This window comes from Streptomyces sp. NPDC086787 (assembly GCF_044745865.1).
GTDB lineage: Bacteria > Actinomycetota > Actinomycetes > Streptomycetales > Streptomycetaceae > Streptomyces.
On sequence record NZ_JBIVBC010000001.1, the window covers coordinates 558,326 to 573,726 of the forward strand.

A 15,401-nucleotide genomic window follows, 5' to 3' on the forward strand; every position below is an offset into this window, starting at 1 on the left:
GGGCGTGGGGGGTGGGGTGGGTGGCGCTGATGTCCAGTCAGATTTAAAGGGCCATGACATGTCATGTCCATAGCGCCTCCGTGGAGACATCGGGCTTTCCTCGGGAGGTGTGTGACGGTGGAGCGGGGGTGCAGAATCGTTTCTGTGACCCTCCCGTTCTTCGTCTACGGCACCCTTCGCCCCGGCGAGCCCAACCACGCCCTGTTCCTGCGCGGCCGCACCGGTTCCGAGACCCCCGGCAGCCTCCGGAACGCCGTGCTGTACGACGGCCCCGGCTATCCGTACGCCGTCGAGGAACCCGGGGGAGTCGTCCACGGCGACCTGGTCGCCGCACTCCCCGGGGCCCACCCCCGGCTCCTGGCCGAACTGGACCGACTCGAGGAGTACGCGCCCGGCGACCCGCACAGCCTGTACGAACGCGTGCACCGGGACGTGCTGACCACCGACGGCTCCACCGTCCGCGCCTGGGTCTACCTGGCCGCCCCCCGCGTGAGCACACGGCTCCGCACCCGGGGCACCCGGATCACCAGCGGCGACTGGCTGAACCGACCTCGCTGAACAGGCGCGCGACCACGGCCGCCGCGGCCCGCCTCCCGCGTCCCGACCCGCCCGTCACCGGCCGGCCGCCACCGTCCGCAGGGCAACGGCCGGTCCGCCGCCCGCCCGCTACCGGCTCCCACCCAACGCCCGCTCGATCCCCGGCTCCCTGGGGCCCAGGAAACGTGGGTCCGGTCGGAACACCGCGTCCAGCGCTGCCTTTCCCGCCGCGAGGACCTCGCGGGTGCCGCCGTAGTACCAGGTGATGTCGTGCTTGGCCTCGACGCCGACGCCGTACGAGTCGATGCCCGCCGCCTCGCACAGCGCGACCGCCCGCCGGATGTGGAACCCCTGGCTGATGAGGACCGCCCGGTCGACGCCGAAGATCCGCTTCGCGCGGACGCAGGAGTCCCAGGTGTCGAAGCCCGCGTAGTCGCTGACGATGCGGGCGTCCGGGACGCCGTGCCTGGTGAGGTAGGCGCGCATCGCGTCCGGCTCGTCGTAGTCCTCGCGGCTGTTGTCGCCGGTGACCAGTACGACCTTGATCCGCCCCGCGCGGTACAGCTTCGCCGCCGCGTCGAGCCGGTGGGCGAGGTACGGCGACGGCTCGCCGTCCCACAGACCGGCCCCGAAGACGACGGCGACCTCGGTGCGCGGCACGTCCGCCGTGGTGTGCAGCCGGTCGGCGGTGGACACGTACAGCCAGGTGGCCGGGAGCAGCGCCAGCACGCATCCGGCCATCACGGCCTGCACCAGCCGCCGGCGCCCGGCACGCGTGCGGGGCAGGCGCGGCAGGCGCGGTCGACGGATCTTCACTCGGTCCCCCTGGTCACTTCGGTCCCCCTGGTCCCCACCTTGATCCCCTGAACCCCTCGGCTCCCCGCTGCCTCCCCCGGAGGAGGACGCGGTCCACGATGATCCGGTTCGCCGTGCGCCCCACCCGGGCAGATGGCCCAGGCGGATGGCCGGTCAGGTGGCCCGAAACGCACAACGACCCCCGTTTGTCACTGCCGACGCTTACTGTCGAGGCATGGAAGGCACCACATCCCCCGCCGGCTACGACCTCACCGCAGCGGAGCGCTGGGCTCCCGAACCGGACAAACGCCCTGGCCGTACCGCCTTCCAGCGCGACCGCGCCCGGATCCTGCACAGCTCCGCGCTCCGCAGACTGGCGGGCAAGACCCAGGTGGTGACGCCGGGCACGCGGAGTCAGGTCTGGGACGCCAGCCCCCGCACCCGCCTCACCCACTCCCTGGAGTGCGCCCAGGTGGGCCGGGAGCTGGGCGCCGCGCTCGGCTGCGACCCCGATCTGGTGGAGGCCGCCTGTCTCTCCCACGACCTCGGCCATCCGCCCTTCGGGCACAACGGCGAACAGGCGCTCAACGAGTTCGCCGAGGACTGCGGCGGCTTCGAGGGCAACGCCCAGTCGCTGAGGCTCCTCACTCGTATCGAACCCAAGCGCTTCACCGCCGAGGGTTCGGTCGGCCTCAATCTCACCCGCGCCGCCCTGGACGCCGCCACCAAGTACCCCTGGCCGCGCGCGGCCCACCCCACGGACCCGGCGTCCCACAAGTTCGGCGTGTACGAGGACGACCGGCCCGTCTTCGACTGGGTCCGCAAGGAGGCCCCGGGCACCCGCACCTGCTTCGAGGCCCAGGTCATGGACTGGTCCGACGACGTGGCGTACTCGGTGCACGACGTGGAGGACGGCCTGCACGCCGGTCACATCGACCCCAACTGCCTGCACGCGGAGCCCGAGCGGCAGGAGGTCTTCGCGGTCGCCGTCGGCCGGTATGTCCCGGCGGACACCGACCCGGCCGAGCTCGCCGAGGCCCTCGACCGGCTCCAGGACCAGGAGTGGTGGCCGCACGGATACGACGGCACGGCCGCCGCCCAGGCCCGTCTCAAGGACGCCACCAGCCAGCTCATCGGCCACTTCTGCCTGGCCGCCGAGGCCGCCACCCGCGCCGCGTACGGCGGCGGCCGCCTCACCCGCTACGGCGCCGAACTCGTCGTACCGCGCGCCACCCGTATGGAGTGCGCGGTCCTCAAGGCGGTCGCCGACCGATATGTGATGCAGCGCGCCGAGCAGGAACGGATCCGCGCCGACCAGCGGGTGGTCGTCGCGGAACTCGCCGAGGCGCTGACCGCCCGCGCGCCCGACGGGCTGGATCCGCAGTTCCGCGCCCTGTTCGACGCGGCACCCGACGATCACGGCCGCAAACGCGTGATCGTCGACCAGATCGCATCGCTGACCGACGCGTCCGCCCGCTCACTCCACGCGCGCCTCACGGGGCGCGTGTGACGTACACGTGAGACTGGCGCGGTACGCGTGACGGGGAGGTGACCCTCCGTGGCCGGATCAATGGCCGGAACGGCACTCCCTCTTCCCGCGACAGGCCACGTGCGGGAGGCTCGCATGTGGCGGCACCCTTACGAGGAGGCATCAAGTGGTCGACGCAGATCAGACGTTCATCATCGTCGGAGGGGGTCTGGCCGGCGCCAAGGCGGCCGAGACGCTGCGCGCGGAGGGCTTCACCGGCCGGGTGATACTGATCTGCGACGAACGCGAACACCCGTACGAACGACCGCCGCTGTCCAAGGGCCTCCTGCTCGGCAAGGAGGACCGCGACAGCGTCTTCGTCCACAAGCCCTCCTGGTATGCGCAGAACGACGTCGAGCTGCACCTCGGCCAGACGGTCGACGCGATCGACCGCACCGCGCGGACCGTACGCTTCGGCGACGACGGCACCGTCGTCCGCTACGACAAACTGCTCCTCGCCACCGGCGCCGAACCCCGCCGTCTCGACGTCCCGGGCACCGATCTGGTCGGCGTCCACCACCTGCGCCGCCTCGCCCACGCCGAGCGGCTCAAAGGCGTCCTGACCGCCCTCGGCCGGGACAACGGCCATCTGGTGGTCGCGGGCGCCGGCTGGATCGGCCTGGAGGTCGCGGCGGCCGCGCGCGGATACGGCGCGGAGGTCACCGTCATCGAGCCGCTGCCCACCCCGCTGCACGGCGTCCTCGGCCCCGAACTGGGCGGCGTCTTCGGCGAGCTGCACCGCGAGCACGGCGTCCGTTTCCGCTTCGGCGTCAAGCTCACCGAGATCGTCGGCCAGGACGGCATGGTCCTCGCGGTCCGCACCGACGACGGCGAGGAGCACCCGGCGCACGCGGTCCTCGCGGCCATCGGCGCGGCACCCCGCACCGGCCTCGCGGAGGCGGCGGGCCTGGAGATCGCCGACCGGGCGCACGGCGGCGGCATCGCCGTCGACGAGCGGCTGCGCACCTCCGACCCGCACATCCACGCCGCCGGCGATGTGGCCTCCTTCCCGCACACCCTGTTCGGGACCCGCCTCAGGGTCGAGCACTGGGCCAACGCTTTGAACGGCGGCCCGGCCGCCGCCCGCGCCATGCTCGGCAAGGACGCCGTCTACGACCGGGTGCCCTACTTCTTCACCGACCAGTACGACCTCGGCATGGAGTACAGCGGCTGGGCACCCCCGGGCTCCTACGACCAGGTGGTCGTCCGGGGCGACGCGGGCAAGCGCGAGTTCATCGCGTTCTGGGTGAAGGAGGGCAGGGTCCTGGCCGGTATGAACGTGAACGTGTGGGACGTCACAGAGCCGATCCAGCAGCTGATCCGCTCCCGAGCCCGCGTCGACACGGAGGCGCTGGCCGATGCGCGGGTCCCTCTGGAGAGCCTCGCCTCCTGAGAGCCTGGAGTGTCGGTCCGCCCCCGTAGAATTCATCCGTGGCTGGACGGATCAACGACGAGGACGTGAAGGCGGTACGGGACGCGGTCCCGATCGACGCCGTGGTGTCCGAGTACCTCCAGCTGCGCAACGCGGGCGGCGGCAACCTCAAGGGCCTGTGCCCGTTCCATGACGAGAAGTCGCCGTCCTTCCAGGTCAGCCCCAGCAAGGGACTCTTCCACTGCTTCGGCTGCCAGGAGGGCGGCGACACCCTCACCTTCGTCATGAAGGTCGACCACCTCACCTTCTCCGAGGCGGTCGAGCGCCTCGCCGCCCAGGCGGGCATCACGCTGCGCTACGAGGAGGGCGGATACAACCCCGCCCACCAGCGCGGCGAGCGCATCCGCCTGGTCGAGGCCCACAAGGCCGCCGCGCAGTGGTATGCCGAGCAGCTCGCCACCGGCCCCGAGGCGGAGACCGGGCGCGTCTTCCTCGCCGAGCGCGGATTCGACCAGGCCGCCGCCGTCCACTTCGGCGTCGGCTACAGCCCCCAGGGCTGGGACCACCTCACCCGCCATCTGCGCGGCAAGGGCTTCACCGACAAGGAACTGATCCTCTCCGGCCTCTCCCAGGAGGGCCGCCGCGGCCCCATCGACCGCTTCCGCGGCCGCCTGATGTGGCCGATCCGCGACATCGGCGGAGAGGTCGTCGGCTTCGGCGCCCGCAAGCTGTACGAGGCGGACAACGGCCCCAAGTACCTCAACACGCCCGATACCGCGATCTACCGGAAGTCCCAGGTCCTCTACGGCATCGACCTGGCCAAGAAGGACATCGCGAAGGCCAGCCGCGCGGTCGTCGTGGAGGGCTACACCGACGTCATGGCCTGCCACCTCGCCGGAGTCACCACGGCCATCGCGACCTGCGGCACGGCCTTCGGCAGCGAGCACATCAAGATCCTCCGCCGCCTCCTGATGGACAACGGCAGCGCCCGGGTGATCTTCACCTTCGACGGTGACGCGGCCGGCCAGAAGGCGGCGCTGCGCGCCTTCGAGGACGACCAGAAGTTCGCCGCCGAGACCTACATCGCGATCGCCCCCGACGGCATGGATCCCTGCGAACTCCGCCTGGCCAAGGGCGACGAGGCCGTCACCGAGCTGGCCGAACCCCACACCCCGCTCTTCGAGTTCGCCCTGCGCCAGATCGTCGGTCGGTACGACCTCGACGCCCCGGCCGGCCGGGCGGCCGCCCTGGACGAGGCCGCGCCGGTCGTGGCGAAGATCAAGGACCGCAGCGTCCGGCGTGAAGTCGCGGTCCAGCTCGCGGGACTCGTCGGCATCGTGGACCAGGAGTTCGTCGTCGACCGGGTGGGATACCTGGTCCGCCGGGGCGGGGGACAGGGGGACTCGCGCGCGCCGCGCTCCCGGTCCCGTACGCCGCAGTTCGACCCGGCTCCCCGGTCCACCGCCGCCGGCCCGTCCCTGACCCTCCGCAACCCGGTGTACGCGACGGAACGCGAACTGCTCAAACTCGCCCTGCAGAGACCCGAGCTGGTCTCCCCGGCCTTCGACGCGTACGGCATCGACGAGTTCACCGCCCCGCCCTATGCGGCGGTGCGCCAGGCGATCATGGAAGCGGGCGGCGCCGAACACGGCGTCCAGGACCCGCCGGAGTACCTGATCCGTGTGCGCGACGCGGCGCCCGACGACACCGTCCGCGCGATGGTCACGGAACTGGCGGTCGAGGCGATCATGCGCAGGACGGTCGACGAGAGCTACGCGGGCGAACAGCTCGTCCAGGTCCGCCGCCGGGCCGTGGACCGCCGCATCCACGACGTCCAGAGCACCCTCACCCGCCTCGCCACCGGCGGCGACCCCGCCCATCTGGCGTCGGTGCAGAACGAGTTGTGGACGCTGCAGCAGTACGGCCAGGCGCTGCGCGTGCGGGGCGCGGCGGCGCTCTGAGAGCGGCCTGAGTAACCGCCCGGTCACGGAACGGACGCAAAAAGTCACCGCACGACCCTCGTGGCGGCCGTGTGTCTTCCCCCACACTGGGTTGCGGTACCGCTGCCGCACGCCTTCGCAGCGATCATCCTGGAGGTCGCCCCCGTGCAGACCCGGACGCTCACCCATACCGACACCAGTACGACGGACGAGTCTGCCGCCGGCGCGGACGACGAGCCGGACGTCATCACGGCCGTGCCCCCGCAGAGCCGCGCCGCACGGCATCCCGAGGCGGAGCCGGAGGACCCCGGGGGCCCTTCCGCGGATGTGCCGGCCGAGCCCGACGAGACGGAGCCCGAGCCCGTCGTGGCGCCCGCGGCCCGCGCCGAGACCGGCGGCCCCTCCTCGGACCTGTTCCGGCAGTACCTGCGCGAGATAGGCCGTATCCCGCTGCTCACCGCGGCCGAGGAGGTCGAACTCGCCCGCCGGGTCGAGGCCGGGCTGTTCGCCGAGGAGAAGCTCGGCAGCACCTCCGACCCGGACAGCCAGCTCGCCATGGACCTCGACAAGCTGGTCGTCATGGGCCGCATGGCCAAGCGGCGGCTGATCGAGGCCAACCTCCGCCTCGTGGTCTCCGTCGCCAAGCGGTACGTCGGCCGCGGACTGACCATGCTGGACCTGGTCCAGGAGGGCAACCTCGGGCTGATCCGGGCCGTCGAGAAGTTCGACTACGCCCGCGGCTACAAGTTCTCCACGTACGCCACCTGGTGGATCCGGCAGGCCATGTCCCGCGCCCTCGCCGACCAGGCCCGCACGATCCGGGTACCGGTGCACGTGGTCGAGCTGATCAACCGCGTCGTACGCGTCCAGCGCCGCATGCTCCAGGAACGCGGGTACGAGCCGACCCCGGACGAGGTCGCCACCCACCTCGACCTGACGCCCGAGCGGGTCAGCGAGGTGCTGCGGCTCGCCCAGGAACCGGTGTCGCTGCACGCGCCCGTGGGCGAGGAGGACGACGTCGCCCTCGGCGATCTCATCGAGGACGGAGACGCGGCCAGCCCCGTCGAGTCGGCCGCCTTCCTGCTGCTGCGCGAGCACCTGGAGGCGGTGCTCTCCACGCTCGGCGAGCGGGAGCGCAAGGTCGTACAACTGCGCTACGGCCTGGACGACGGCCGCCCCCGCACCCTGGAGGAGATCGGCCGGATCTTCGGCGTCACCCGTGAGCGCATCCGGCAGATCGAGTCCAAGACCCTCAACAAACTCCGCGACCACGCCTTCGCGGACCAGCTGCGCGGCTACCTCGACTGAAAGGGGCCGCCGACCGTCCGGTCAGCGGCCCCCGGGACCTCAGTCGACCTCGGCCACCGCCTGCGCGAACTGCGCCTTGTACAACCGCGCGTACGCGCCGTCCGCCGCCAGCAGCTCGCTGTGCGCGCCCTGTTCCACGATCGACCCGTTCTCCATCACCAGGATGGTGTCGGCGTCCCGGATCGTGGACAGCCGGTGCGCGATCACGAACGAGGTCCGCCCGTGGGCGAGTTTGGCCATCGCCTTCTGGATCAGCACCTCGGTGCGGGTGTCGACCGAACTCGTGGCCTCGTCCAGCACCAGGATCACCGGGTCGGACAGGAACGCCCGCGCGATGGTGATGAGCTGCTTCTCACCGGCGCTGACCCCCGTGCCCTCGTCGTCGATCACGGTGTCGTAACCGTCGGGCAGGGTACGGACGAACCGGTCGGCGTGAGCCGCCCGAGCCGCCTCCTCGATCTCGCCCCGGGTCACCTCGCGCGAGGCGCCGTACGCGATGTTCTCCGCGATGGTGCCGCCGAACAGCCAGGTGTCCTGGAGCACCATGCCGATCCCGGACCGCAGTTCGTCCCGGGACATCCTCGCGACGTCCACGCCGTCCAGGGTGATCCGTCCGCCCGAGACGTCGTAGAACCGCATCAGCAGGTTGACCAGCGTGGTCTTGCCCGCGCCCGTCGGGCCGACGATCGCGACCGTGTGGCCCGGTTCGACCTTCAGCGAGAGGTCCTCGATCAGTGGCTTCTCGGGGTCGTACCGGAACGACACGTGCTCGAGCGCCACCCGCCCGCGCAGTTCCGCGGGCCGCTCGCCTGGCATCGGGTCCGCCGACTGCTCCTCCGCGTCGAGGAGTTCGAAGACCCGCTCGGCCGAGGCGACACCGGACTGCACCAGGTTCGCCATCGAGGCGACCTGGGTCAGCGGCATCGAGAACTGCCGCGAGTACTGGATGAAGGCCTGCACGTCGCCGATCGACAGCGCGCCGGAGGCGACACGCAGCCCGCCGACCACCGCCACCAGCACGTAGTTCAGGTTGGACACGAACATCATCAGCGGCTGCATCACACCGCTGTTGAACTGCGCCCGGAACCCGGCCTCGTACAGCGCCTCGTTCTGCTCGGCGAACTGCTTCGCCGACTCGTCCTGGCGGCCGAACACCTTCACCAGGGTGTGCCCGGTGTACATCTCCTCGACGTGCGCGTTCAGCTTGCCCGTCGTACGCCACTGCTGCACGAAGTGTGGCTGCGACCGCTTGCCGACGCGGGTCGCGACGACGAACGACAGCGGCACGGTGACCAGGGCGACCAGCGCCAGCAGCCACGACACCCAGAACATCATCACCAGCACACCGATGATGGTGAGCAGCGAGTTGATGAGCTGCCCCATCGACTGCTGGAGCGTCTGCCCGATGTTGTCGATGTCGTTGGTGGCCCGCGAGAGCACCTCGCCGCGCCGGCTCTTGTCGAAGTACGACAGCGGCAGCCGGGACAGCTTCGTCTGCACGTCCTCGCGCATCCGGTACATCGTGCGGTTCACGGCCCGGTTCACCAGGCGTGTCGCCACCGCCATCAGCAGACCGGCGACCAGGAAGGTGCCCAGCGCGAACAGCAGGACATGCCCGACGGCGTTGAAGTCGATGCCCTCGCCGGGGGTGAAGTCGGTGCTCTTCAGCATGTCCGCGACGGTGCCCTCGCCCCGCGCGCGCATGGAGTCGAGCACCTGCTCCTTGGTGGCGCCCTCCGGCATCTGTCTGCCGACGATCCCGGCGAAGACCAGGTCGGTGGCCTGGCCGAGGATCTTCGGCCCGATCACGCTCAGCCCCACGCTCACGACCACGCACAGCAGCAAGCCGTAGATGGTCAGCCGCTCGGGCTTGAACTGGGCGACGAGCCGTTTGCCCGACCCCTTGAAGTCCATCGAGCGCTGGTCGGGGCCGCCCCCGGCCATCATGCGTCCCATGGGCCCTGCCATCAGGCGGCCTCCGCTTCCGTCAGCTGGGAGAGCACGATCTCCCGATACGTCTCGTTGCCTGCCATGAGTTCGTGGTGCCGGCCGGTGCCGACCACCCGCCCCTCGTCCAGGACCACGATCCGGTCGGCGTCCCGGATGGTCGCCACCCGCTGGGCGACGATCACCACGGTCGCCTCCGCCGTCTCCTGGCCGAGCGCGGCGCGCAGGGCGGCGTCGGTGGCGTAGTCGAGCGCGGAGAACGAGTCGTCGAACAGATAGATCTCCGGGCCCTGCACCAGCGTGCGGGCGATGGCCAGCCGCTGACGCTGTCCGCCGGACACGTTGGTGCCGCCCTGGGCGATCGGTGCGTTCAGACCGCCCTCCAGCTGCTGCACGAACTCCTTGGCCTGCGCGACCTCCAGCGCGTGCCACAGCTCCTCGTCGGTGGCGTCGGGGCGGCCGTAGCGCAGGTTGGTGGCCACGGTGCCCGCGAACAGGTACGGCTTCTGCGGGACGAGCCCGACGGTCTTCGCGAGCAGCACCGGGTCGAGCCCGGCGACGTCCACGCCGTCGACCAGCACCTCGCCCTCGGTGGCGTCGAACAGCCGGGCGACGAGGCCGAGCAGGGTGGACTTGCCGCTGCCGGTCGAGCCGATCACGGCGGTCGTCTCACCCGGCCGCGCCACCAGGCCGACGGACTGCAGCACCGGCTCCTCGGCTCCCGGATAGCGGAAGCCCGCCTCGCGGATCTCCAGATGGCCGTGCCGGCGCAGCTCGGTGACCGGCGCGAGCGGCGGCACCACGCTGGAGTCGGTGGTGAGCACCTCCTGGATGCGCTCGGCGCACACCTCGGCGCGCGGCACCATCATGAACATGAAGGTGGCCATCATCACGGACATCACGATCTGCATCAGATAGGCGAGGAACGCCGTCAGATCGCCGATCGCCATCTGGCCGCTGTCGATGCGGTGGGCACCGAACCACACGACCGCGATCGAGGACAGGTTCACCACCGTCATCACGATCGGGAACATCAGCGCCAGCATCCGGCCGGTGGCCAGCTGCATGTCGGTGAGGTCACCGTTCGCCCTGCCGAACCGCTGCTGCTCGTACTCGTCCCGGACGAAGGCCCGGATCACCCGGTTGCCGGTGATCTGCTCGCGCAGCACCCGGTTCACCGTGTCCAGACGGGTCTGCATGGAGCGGAACAGCGGGCGCAGCCGGCGCACGATCAGCGTCACGGAGATGCCCAGTACCGGGACGACCGCGACCAGCACCCCGGACAGCGGCACGTCCAGACCGAGGGCCAGCACGATTCCGCCCACGCACATGATGGGCGCCGACACCATCAGCGTGAACGTCATCAGGGCCAGCATCTGGACCTGCTGCACGTCGTTGGTCGTACGGGTGATGAGCGAGGGTGCGCCGAAGTGGGTGACCTCGCGCGCGGAGAAGGACTGCACCCGTCCGAAGACGGCGGCGCGCACGTCCCGGCCGAGCGCCGACGCGGTCTTCGCGCCGTAGTACACGGCGCCGATGTTGCACACGACCTGTACCAGCGAGATGCCGATCATCAGGGCGCCGAAGGACAGGATGTAACCGGTGTCACCCTTCACGACGCCGTTGTCGATGATGTCCGCGTTCAGTGTGGGCAGGTAGAGGGTGGCGCAGGTCTGGAGGAACTGGAGCAGTACCAGCAGTGTGATGGGTTTCCTGTAGGGCCTGAGATAGGTCCGCAGAAGTCGTATGAGCACGCTACGTCTCTCGGAGTCGGCGGTGGGGGGCACGGTGGTTGCCCCTGGCCCCTATCGTCGGGCACCCCCCTGGTGTTACCTCAACCGATTAAACGACTCCCGCGAACACCCCTTACGGCACCCTGTGTCCCCTTATGGCCGGAATGCTCCGGGGTGAGTCTGCTCGCGCACCGCCACGAACTGCTGGCGCACCGCCTGCCCCACCGCCAGCTCGTCACCCGGGTCCAGGATCTGCGCCACGGCGCCCCGCCAGGCCGGCGGAGTGCGCGGGTCCAGCGTGCCCTGCGACACCCCGAGAGCCCAGGCCGCCTGACGGGCGGCGCCTATCGCGGCGTAGTCGGCGGGCTGCGGTACGACGACCTGGGCGCCGAAGAGCATGGGCGCCGCCGCCTGCACGGCAGGCAGCTCGGCGGCCGGGCCCAGCAGGAAGACCCGCCGCACCTCGACCCCGCGCCCGCGCAGCACGTCCAGCGCGTCCGCGAGCCCGCAGAGCATGCCCTCGAAAGCGGCCCGCGCGAGGTGCTCGGGCCGCATGGACTCGCGCCGGAGCCCGGCCAGGGTGCCGGCCGTGTGCGGCAGGTTCGGCGTCCGCTCGCCCTCCAGATACGGCAGCATGACCAGCCCGTGGGACCCCGGCGTGGACTTCATCGCCAGGTCGGACAGGCCCTCCAGGTCCGGCAGGCCGAGGAGTTCGGCGGTACCGCGCAGGGTCCGTACGGCGTTCAGGGTGGTGACGACCGGCAGATGCAGACCCGTGGCATCGGCCAAGGAGGTGATCATCCCGGTCTGGTCGGCGAGCGCCTCGGGGTGCACGGCCATAACGGACCCGGAGGCGCCGAGCGAGACCACCACATCGCCGAGCGCGAGACCCAGCCCGAACGCGGCCGCCATGGTCTCTCCGGTACCCGCGGAGATCAACAGCCCCTCCGGCGTCGTACCCGCTGCCTCGGCGGGCCCGATCACCTCCGGCAGCATCGCCTGGTGACCGAGTGCCAGCTCGAGCAGATCGGGCCGGTAGGCGCCGGTGGCGGCCGACCAGTACCCGGTCCCGGAGGCCCCGCCGCGGTCGGTGGTCCGCCGCACCGGCCGTCCGAGCAGTTGCCAGACGAGCCAGTCGTGCGCCTGGAGCAGAATGGCCGTCCGCTGGGCGTTCTCGGGCTCGTTCTTGGCGAGCCAGCGCAGCTTGGCCACCGGCTGCGCCGTCTGCGGCACACTGCCCACCGCCTGTGCCCAGGCCTCGCGCCCGCCGAGCGCGTCGATCAGGTCGGCGGCCGCGACCTGCGCCCGCTTGTCCCCGCCGACCATGGCGGGCCGCACGGTGTTGCCCTGCGCGTCCAGCGGCACGATCGCGTTCTGCTGCGCGGACACGCCGATCGCCTGCACACCTTCGAGGAGGCCGCCGCCGGCGGCCTCACCGAGGGACAGCAGCCAGGCCTGTGGATCGACGTCGGCGGGCCGGCCGGAGTCGGAGCCCTCCACCGGGTGTGGTGCGTAGCCCTGCCGGAGCACGGCTCCGCTCTCCGTGTCACAGACGACGATGCGAGTGAAATCGGGCGAGCTGTCCAACCCGGCGACTATCCCCATGAGGAAAATTCTGCCGTATCCCGACGCCTGCTACAGCCGTGAACCGGGGGCCCGGGTGCTCTCACGTGTTGCTGACGCCCCAGTCGTCGCTCACCTCGCCGTTCGGGTGACGGTCCCGCAGGGCGTGGACCCGCTGGGTCAGCGAGTCCGGCATGTGCTCGCCGATCTTCTCGCCGACCACGTGGGCGGCCTTGCCCGCGAGGACCCGGCTCTGCTGGGCCGCGGTCTCGGCGGTGTTGCGCACCGCCGGGTTCTGCGCGACCTGCCGGGCGGACTTCTTCAGCTGCTCGTAGCGCTCGCGCCCGGCCCGCGTGCCGAGCACGTATCCCAGGGCCAGTCCGATGACGAACGTGAGCCGGTAGCGCATGGCGGTCACCCATCCCTCGTGTAGGTCTGCTGGTGCGGCGTCGGCGTGGGGAAGTACCGATTGGCGGAGCACCCCCCTGCTTGCGCTAATGTATGTGTCGCAGCGAGCGCGCGCCCCCTGGCGGATACCCAGGTAGGTGCGTTCGATGCAACGAGGCATTCCTCCGTAGCTCAATTGGCAGAGCAGCCGGCTGTTAACCGGCAGGTTACTGGTTCGAGTCCAGTCGGGGGAGCTCGGTCCTCCGTAGCTCAATTGGCAGAGCAGCCGGCTGTTAACCGGCAGGTTACTGGTTCGAGTCCAGTCGGGGGAGCGCTTGAACGAGGACCCCTCAGGGGTCCTTTTTCATGTCCGAGGGAACCGAAGCGCCCGAGGCGGAGTCCTCAAGGTCATGTGGGGCCGCCCAGCCGAGGCAGGAGATCGTATGAGCGGCTATGCTGCGGCAGACGGCGCGCACACATGTACGCGACACGCCGCTATGGGGCAGTAGCTCAGCCGGTTAGAGCAGCGGACTCATAATCCGTCGGTCGTGGGTTCGAGTCCCACCCGCCCCACCGCACAGTGGCAGCGCAGAAACGTCCCGACCAGGCACTATGTCTGGTCGGGGCGTTGGCCAAAGGCTCTTGGCGGCCCATCCCGATCATGACACCACAGGTGTCGGGACAAAGTCGGGACGCGGCTCACGCGGCGTGCCGAAGTCCCTCGTCCGGCTCATTGCCCCCGTCATTCACGCCGGTCTCGGTAGCGTCATCCCCTACCTGCGCCTTCCGTGGCTTCTCCTTCTGCGGACGGGGCTTCTTCGACCTGGGTACCACCGAACTCGTGGACTCCGCCTCGGCGGTCAGAAGTTGCGGCAGGACGCTCGTGTACGTGTCCGAGGTGATCTGGCGGGAGCTGTGTCCCAGGCGCTCCTGGACGACCTTGATGTCCGCCTTGCCGAGCAGCGCCAGCGTTGCCGACAGGTGCCGGGTGTCGTGCAGGCGGATCGGAGGGAGCCCGGACAGCTCGACCAGCCGGTTGAACCGTCGGCTGATCCAGTCGGGGTGAAGCTCCTCGCCGTTCTCGTGAGTCCAGACCCGGTTGCTCTCCACCCATGCCTTCTCACCGGACCACTGTTCACGCTCCTGCTTCTGCCTCTCACGCCATGCGGCCCACAGTTGGAGCGTCTGGACGTCGAGCGTGACGGTGCGGACGCTGTCCTGCTTCGGGGCCTCGTTGTACGTCCGGTAGGCGATCTCCACGGTCTGCGCGGAGATGCGAAACCATGAGCCGGCGAAGTTGACCTCGGACCAGGGCAGTGCGCACATCTCGCCGCGACGCGGGCCCCGAAAGATGAACCCGTGCCACATAGCGCACAGCCGGTCGTCGGCGATGAAGTCCAAAAATGACCCGGTCTGCTCCGGAGTCCAGACCATGACTGGGCTGGGCTTCTCGCCAGTGAGCTTCCAGACTTCGACTCGTTCCGGCGTCCAGACGAGGGCCTTGGCTCGCTTGATGGGCGGCAGTTCGACCATGGCGGCCCAGTTGGTGGTGTAGTCGCCGCGCTTGATCCCGCTTCCCAGGAAGGAGCGGAGGGTGGCGTTGATGCGATGCATCGTGGCGGCGCTGGTGATCTTTCGCTTACCCTTGCGGCCCTCACGGAGTGCTGCGTTGGCGTCCAAGTAGGCGCGACGTGTCTTACGGCGCTCCTCCCCCATCCCGGCTGCGCGAATCCAAACTGTGCGGGCGGCGTCGCGGGCTTCCTCCAGCTCGACTATCCGAGCATGGTGGAGCAGGCGTTCGGCGTTCTCACGTTCGAGCGCGTCGTACATCGCCTCGACGTGCCGCAGCTTGAGGTCGCGTCTTTTGATGTGCCCGAGGTGGGGAAGTAGGTAGTTCCTGATGTGCTCCTCGTACCCATGAGCAGTAGTTCGCGCCAGGCTCTTCTTCCTCTTCAGCCAGGCTTCCAGGTCCTCTCCGACGGTGGCGTTGCTGAGCACGTCGGTGCCCTTCATCACCTCGCGGTAGACCTCGGATGCCTTGTCCTTGGCGTCGTCCTTGGTCCGAAAGCCCCCCTGGCGGCAGCGCCGTCGCGTGTTGCCTTCGCCTGCTTCGAGTTCGAAGTAGAAGTACCAGGTGCCGTGGCCGGTCTTCGCGAGTTTGGGGCAGGCGGCGCCGATCTTCCGTCGCTTCTGGGTGCCGTCGTCGTTGAGGACCGGAGTGCCGTCGTCTCCGATCACGGGCTCCCGGCAGGCGCACTGCCGGTAGTAGCTGGGGTTGAACACGAATGTCC

General features: G+C 70.1%; 11 protein-coding genes and 3 tRNA genes. 8 read left to right on the plus strand and 6 right to left on the minus strand.

Annotation, left to right across the window (positions count from 1 at the left end):
- The first annotated feature begins 144 nt into the window (after positions 1 to 144).
- Positions 145 to 558: a gamma-glutamylcyclotransferase family protein gene (locus tag ACIPK3_RS02515; protein ID WP_402565930.1), complete on the plus strand. Its 414-nt coding sequence runs from the start codon at positions 145 to 147 to the stop codon at positions 556 to 558.
- Positions 559 to 666: 108 nt separating this feature from the next.
- On the opposite strand, the gene ACIPK3_RS02520 is transcribed toward ACIPK3_RS02515, so the two are convergent.
- Entirely contained in the window at positions 667 to 1,347 is a 681-nt protein-coding gene (locus tag ACIPK3_RS02520; RefSeq protein WP_402566836.1) for a vancomycin high temperature exclusion protein, read from the minus strand.
- 220 nt (positions 1,348 to 1,567) lie between these two features.
- Between ACIPK3_RS02520 and ACIPK3_RS02525 the strand changes: the two genes are divergently transcribed.
- The 4 genes from ACIPK3_RS02525 to ACIPK3_RS02540 all read left to right on the plus strand — a co-directional run bounded on the left by ACIPK3_RS02525 (position 1,568) and on the right by ACIPK3_RS02540 (position 7,480).
- Positions 1,568 to 2,842 (plus strand): deoxyguanosinetriphosphate triphosphohydrolase, encoded by a 1,275-nt coding sequence (locus ACIPK3_RS02525; RefSeq protein WP_402565932.1) that lies wholly within the window; start codon positions 1,568 to 1,570, stop codon positions 2,840 to 2,842.
- Between the two features lie 145 nt (positions 2,843 to 2,987).
- Positions 2,988 to 4,253: an NAD(P)/FAD-dependent oxidoreductase gene (locus ACIPK3_RS02530; protein ID WP_402565934.1), complete on the plus strand. Its 1,266-nt coding sequence runs from the start codon at positions 2,988 to 2,990 to the stop codon at positions 4,251 to 4,253.
- Positions 4,254 to 4,291: 38 nt separating this feature from the next.
- A complete protein-coding gene (dnaG, locus tag ACIPK3_RS02535) occupies positions 4,292 to 6,193 on the plus strand; it encodes a DNA primase (protein ID WP_402565935.1) in 1,902 nt (633 codons plus the stop codon).
- A gap of 69 nt (positions 6,194 to 6,262) precedes the next feature.
- Positions 6,263 to 7,480: an RNA polymerase sigma factor gene (locus ACIPK3_RS02540; protein ID WP_402565937.1), complete on the plus strand. Its 1,218-nt coding sequence runs from the start codon at positions 6,263 to 6,265 to the stop codon at positions 7,478 to 7,480.
- Positions 7,481 to 7,519: 39 nt separating this feature from the next.
- Here the strand turns inward: ACIPK3_RS02540 and ACIPK3_RS02545 are convergent, their stop codons facing one another.
- The 4 genes from ACIPK3_RS02545 to ACIPK3_RS02560 form a co-directional block, all read right to left on the minus strand.
- Complete coding sequence (locus tag ACIPK3_RS02545) at positions 7,520 to 9,448, minus strand: ABC transporter ATP-binding protein (RefSeq protein ID WP_402565939.1); 1,929 nt, start codon at positions 9,446 to 9,448, stop codon at positions 7,520 to 7,522.
- Positions 9,448 to 11,181: an ABC transporter ATP-binding protein gene (locus tag ACIPK3_RS02550; RefSeq protein WP_402565941.1), complete on the minus strand. Its 1,734-nt coding sequence runs from the start codon at positions 11,179 to 11,181 to the stop codon at positions 9,448 to 9,450. The genes ACIPK3_RS02545 and ACIPK3_RS02550 overlap by 1 nt, the downstream gene beginning before the upstream one ends.
- A 132-nt stretch (positions 11,182 to 11,313) precedes the next feature.
- Positions 11,314 to 12,765, minus strand: a complete 1,452-nt coding sequence (locus ACIPK3_RS02555) for an FGGY family carbohydrate kinase (protein WP_402565943.1) — start codon at positions 12,763 to 12,765, stop codon at positions 11,314 to 11,316.
- 61 nt (positions 12,766 to 12,826) lie between these two features.
- Positions 12,827 to 13,141 carry a YtxH domain-containing protein gene (locus ACIPK3_RS02560; RefSeq protein ID WP_402565945.1) on the minus strand — a complete coding sequence of 105 codons (315 nt, stop codon included), beginning with the start codon at positions 13,139 to 13,141 and terminating at the stop codon, positions 12,827 to 12,829.
- A 150-nt stretch (positions 13,142 to 13,291) separates the two neighbouring features.
- Between ACIPK3_RS02560 and ACIPK3_RS02565 the strand changes: the two genes are divergently transcribed.
- From ACIPK3_RS02565 to ACIPK3_RS02575, 3 genes are all read left to right on the plus strand, one after another.
- Positions 13,292 to 13,364, plus strand: a tRNA-Asn gene (locus ACIPK3_RS02565).
- 5 nt (positions 13,365 to 13,369) lie between these two features.
- Positions 13,370 to 13,442: transfer RNA gene (locus ACIPK3_RS02570), tRNA-Asn, on the plus strand.
- 167 nt (positions 13,443 to 13,609) lie between these two features.
- Positions 13,610 to 13,683: transfer RNA gene (locus ACIPK3_RS02575), tRNA-Ile, on the plus strand.
- 126 nt (positions 13,684 to 13,809) lie between these two features.
- Here ACIPK3_RS02575 and ACIPK3_RS02580 read toward each other — a convergent pair.
- Positions 13,810 to 15,393, minus strand: a complete 1,584-nt coding sequence (locus tag ACIPK3_RS02580) for a tyrosine-type recombinase/integrase (protein WP_402565946.1) — start codon at positions 15,391 to 15,393, stop codon at positions 13,810 to 13,812.
- Between the last annotated feature and the right edge of the window lie 8 nt (positions 15,394 to 15,401).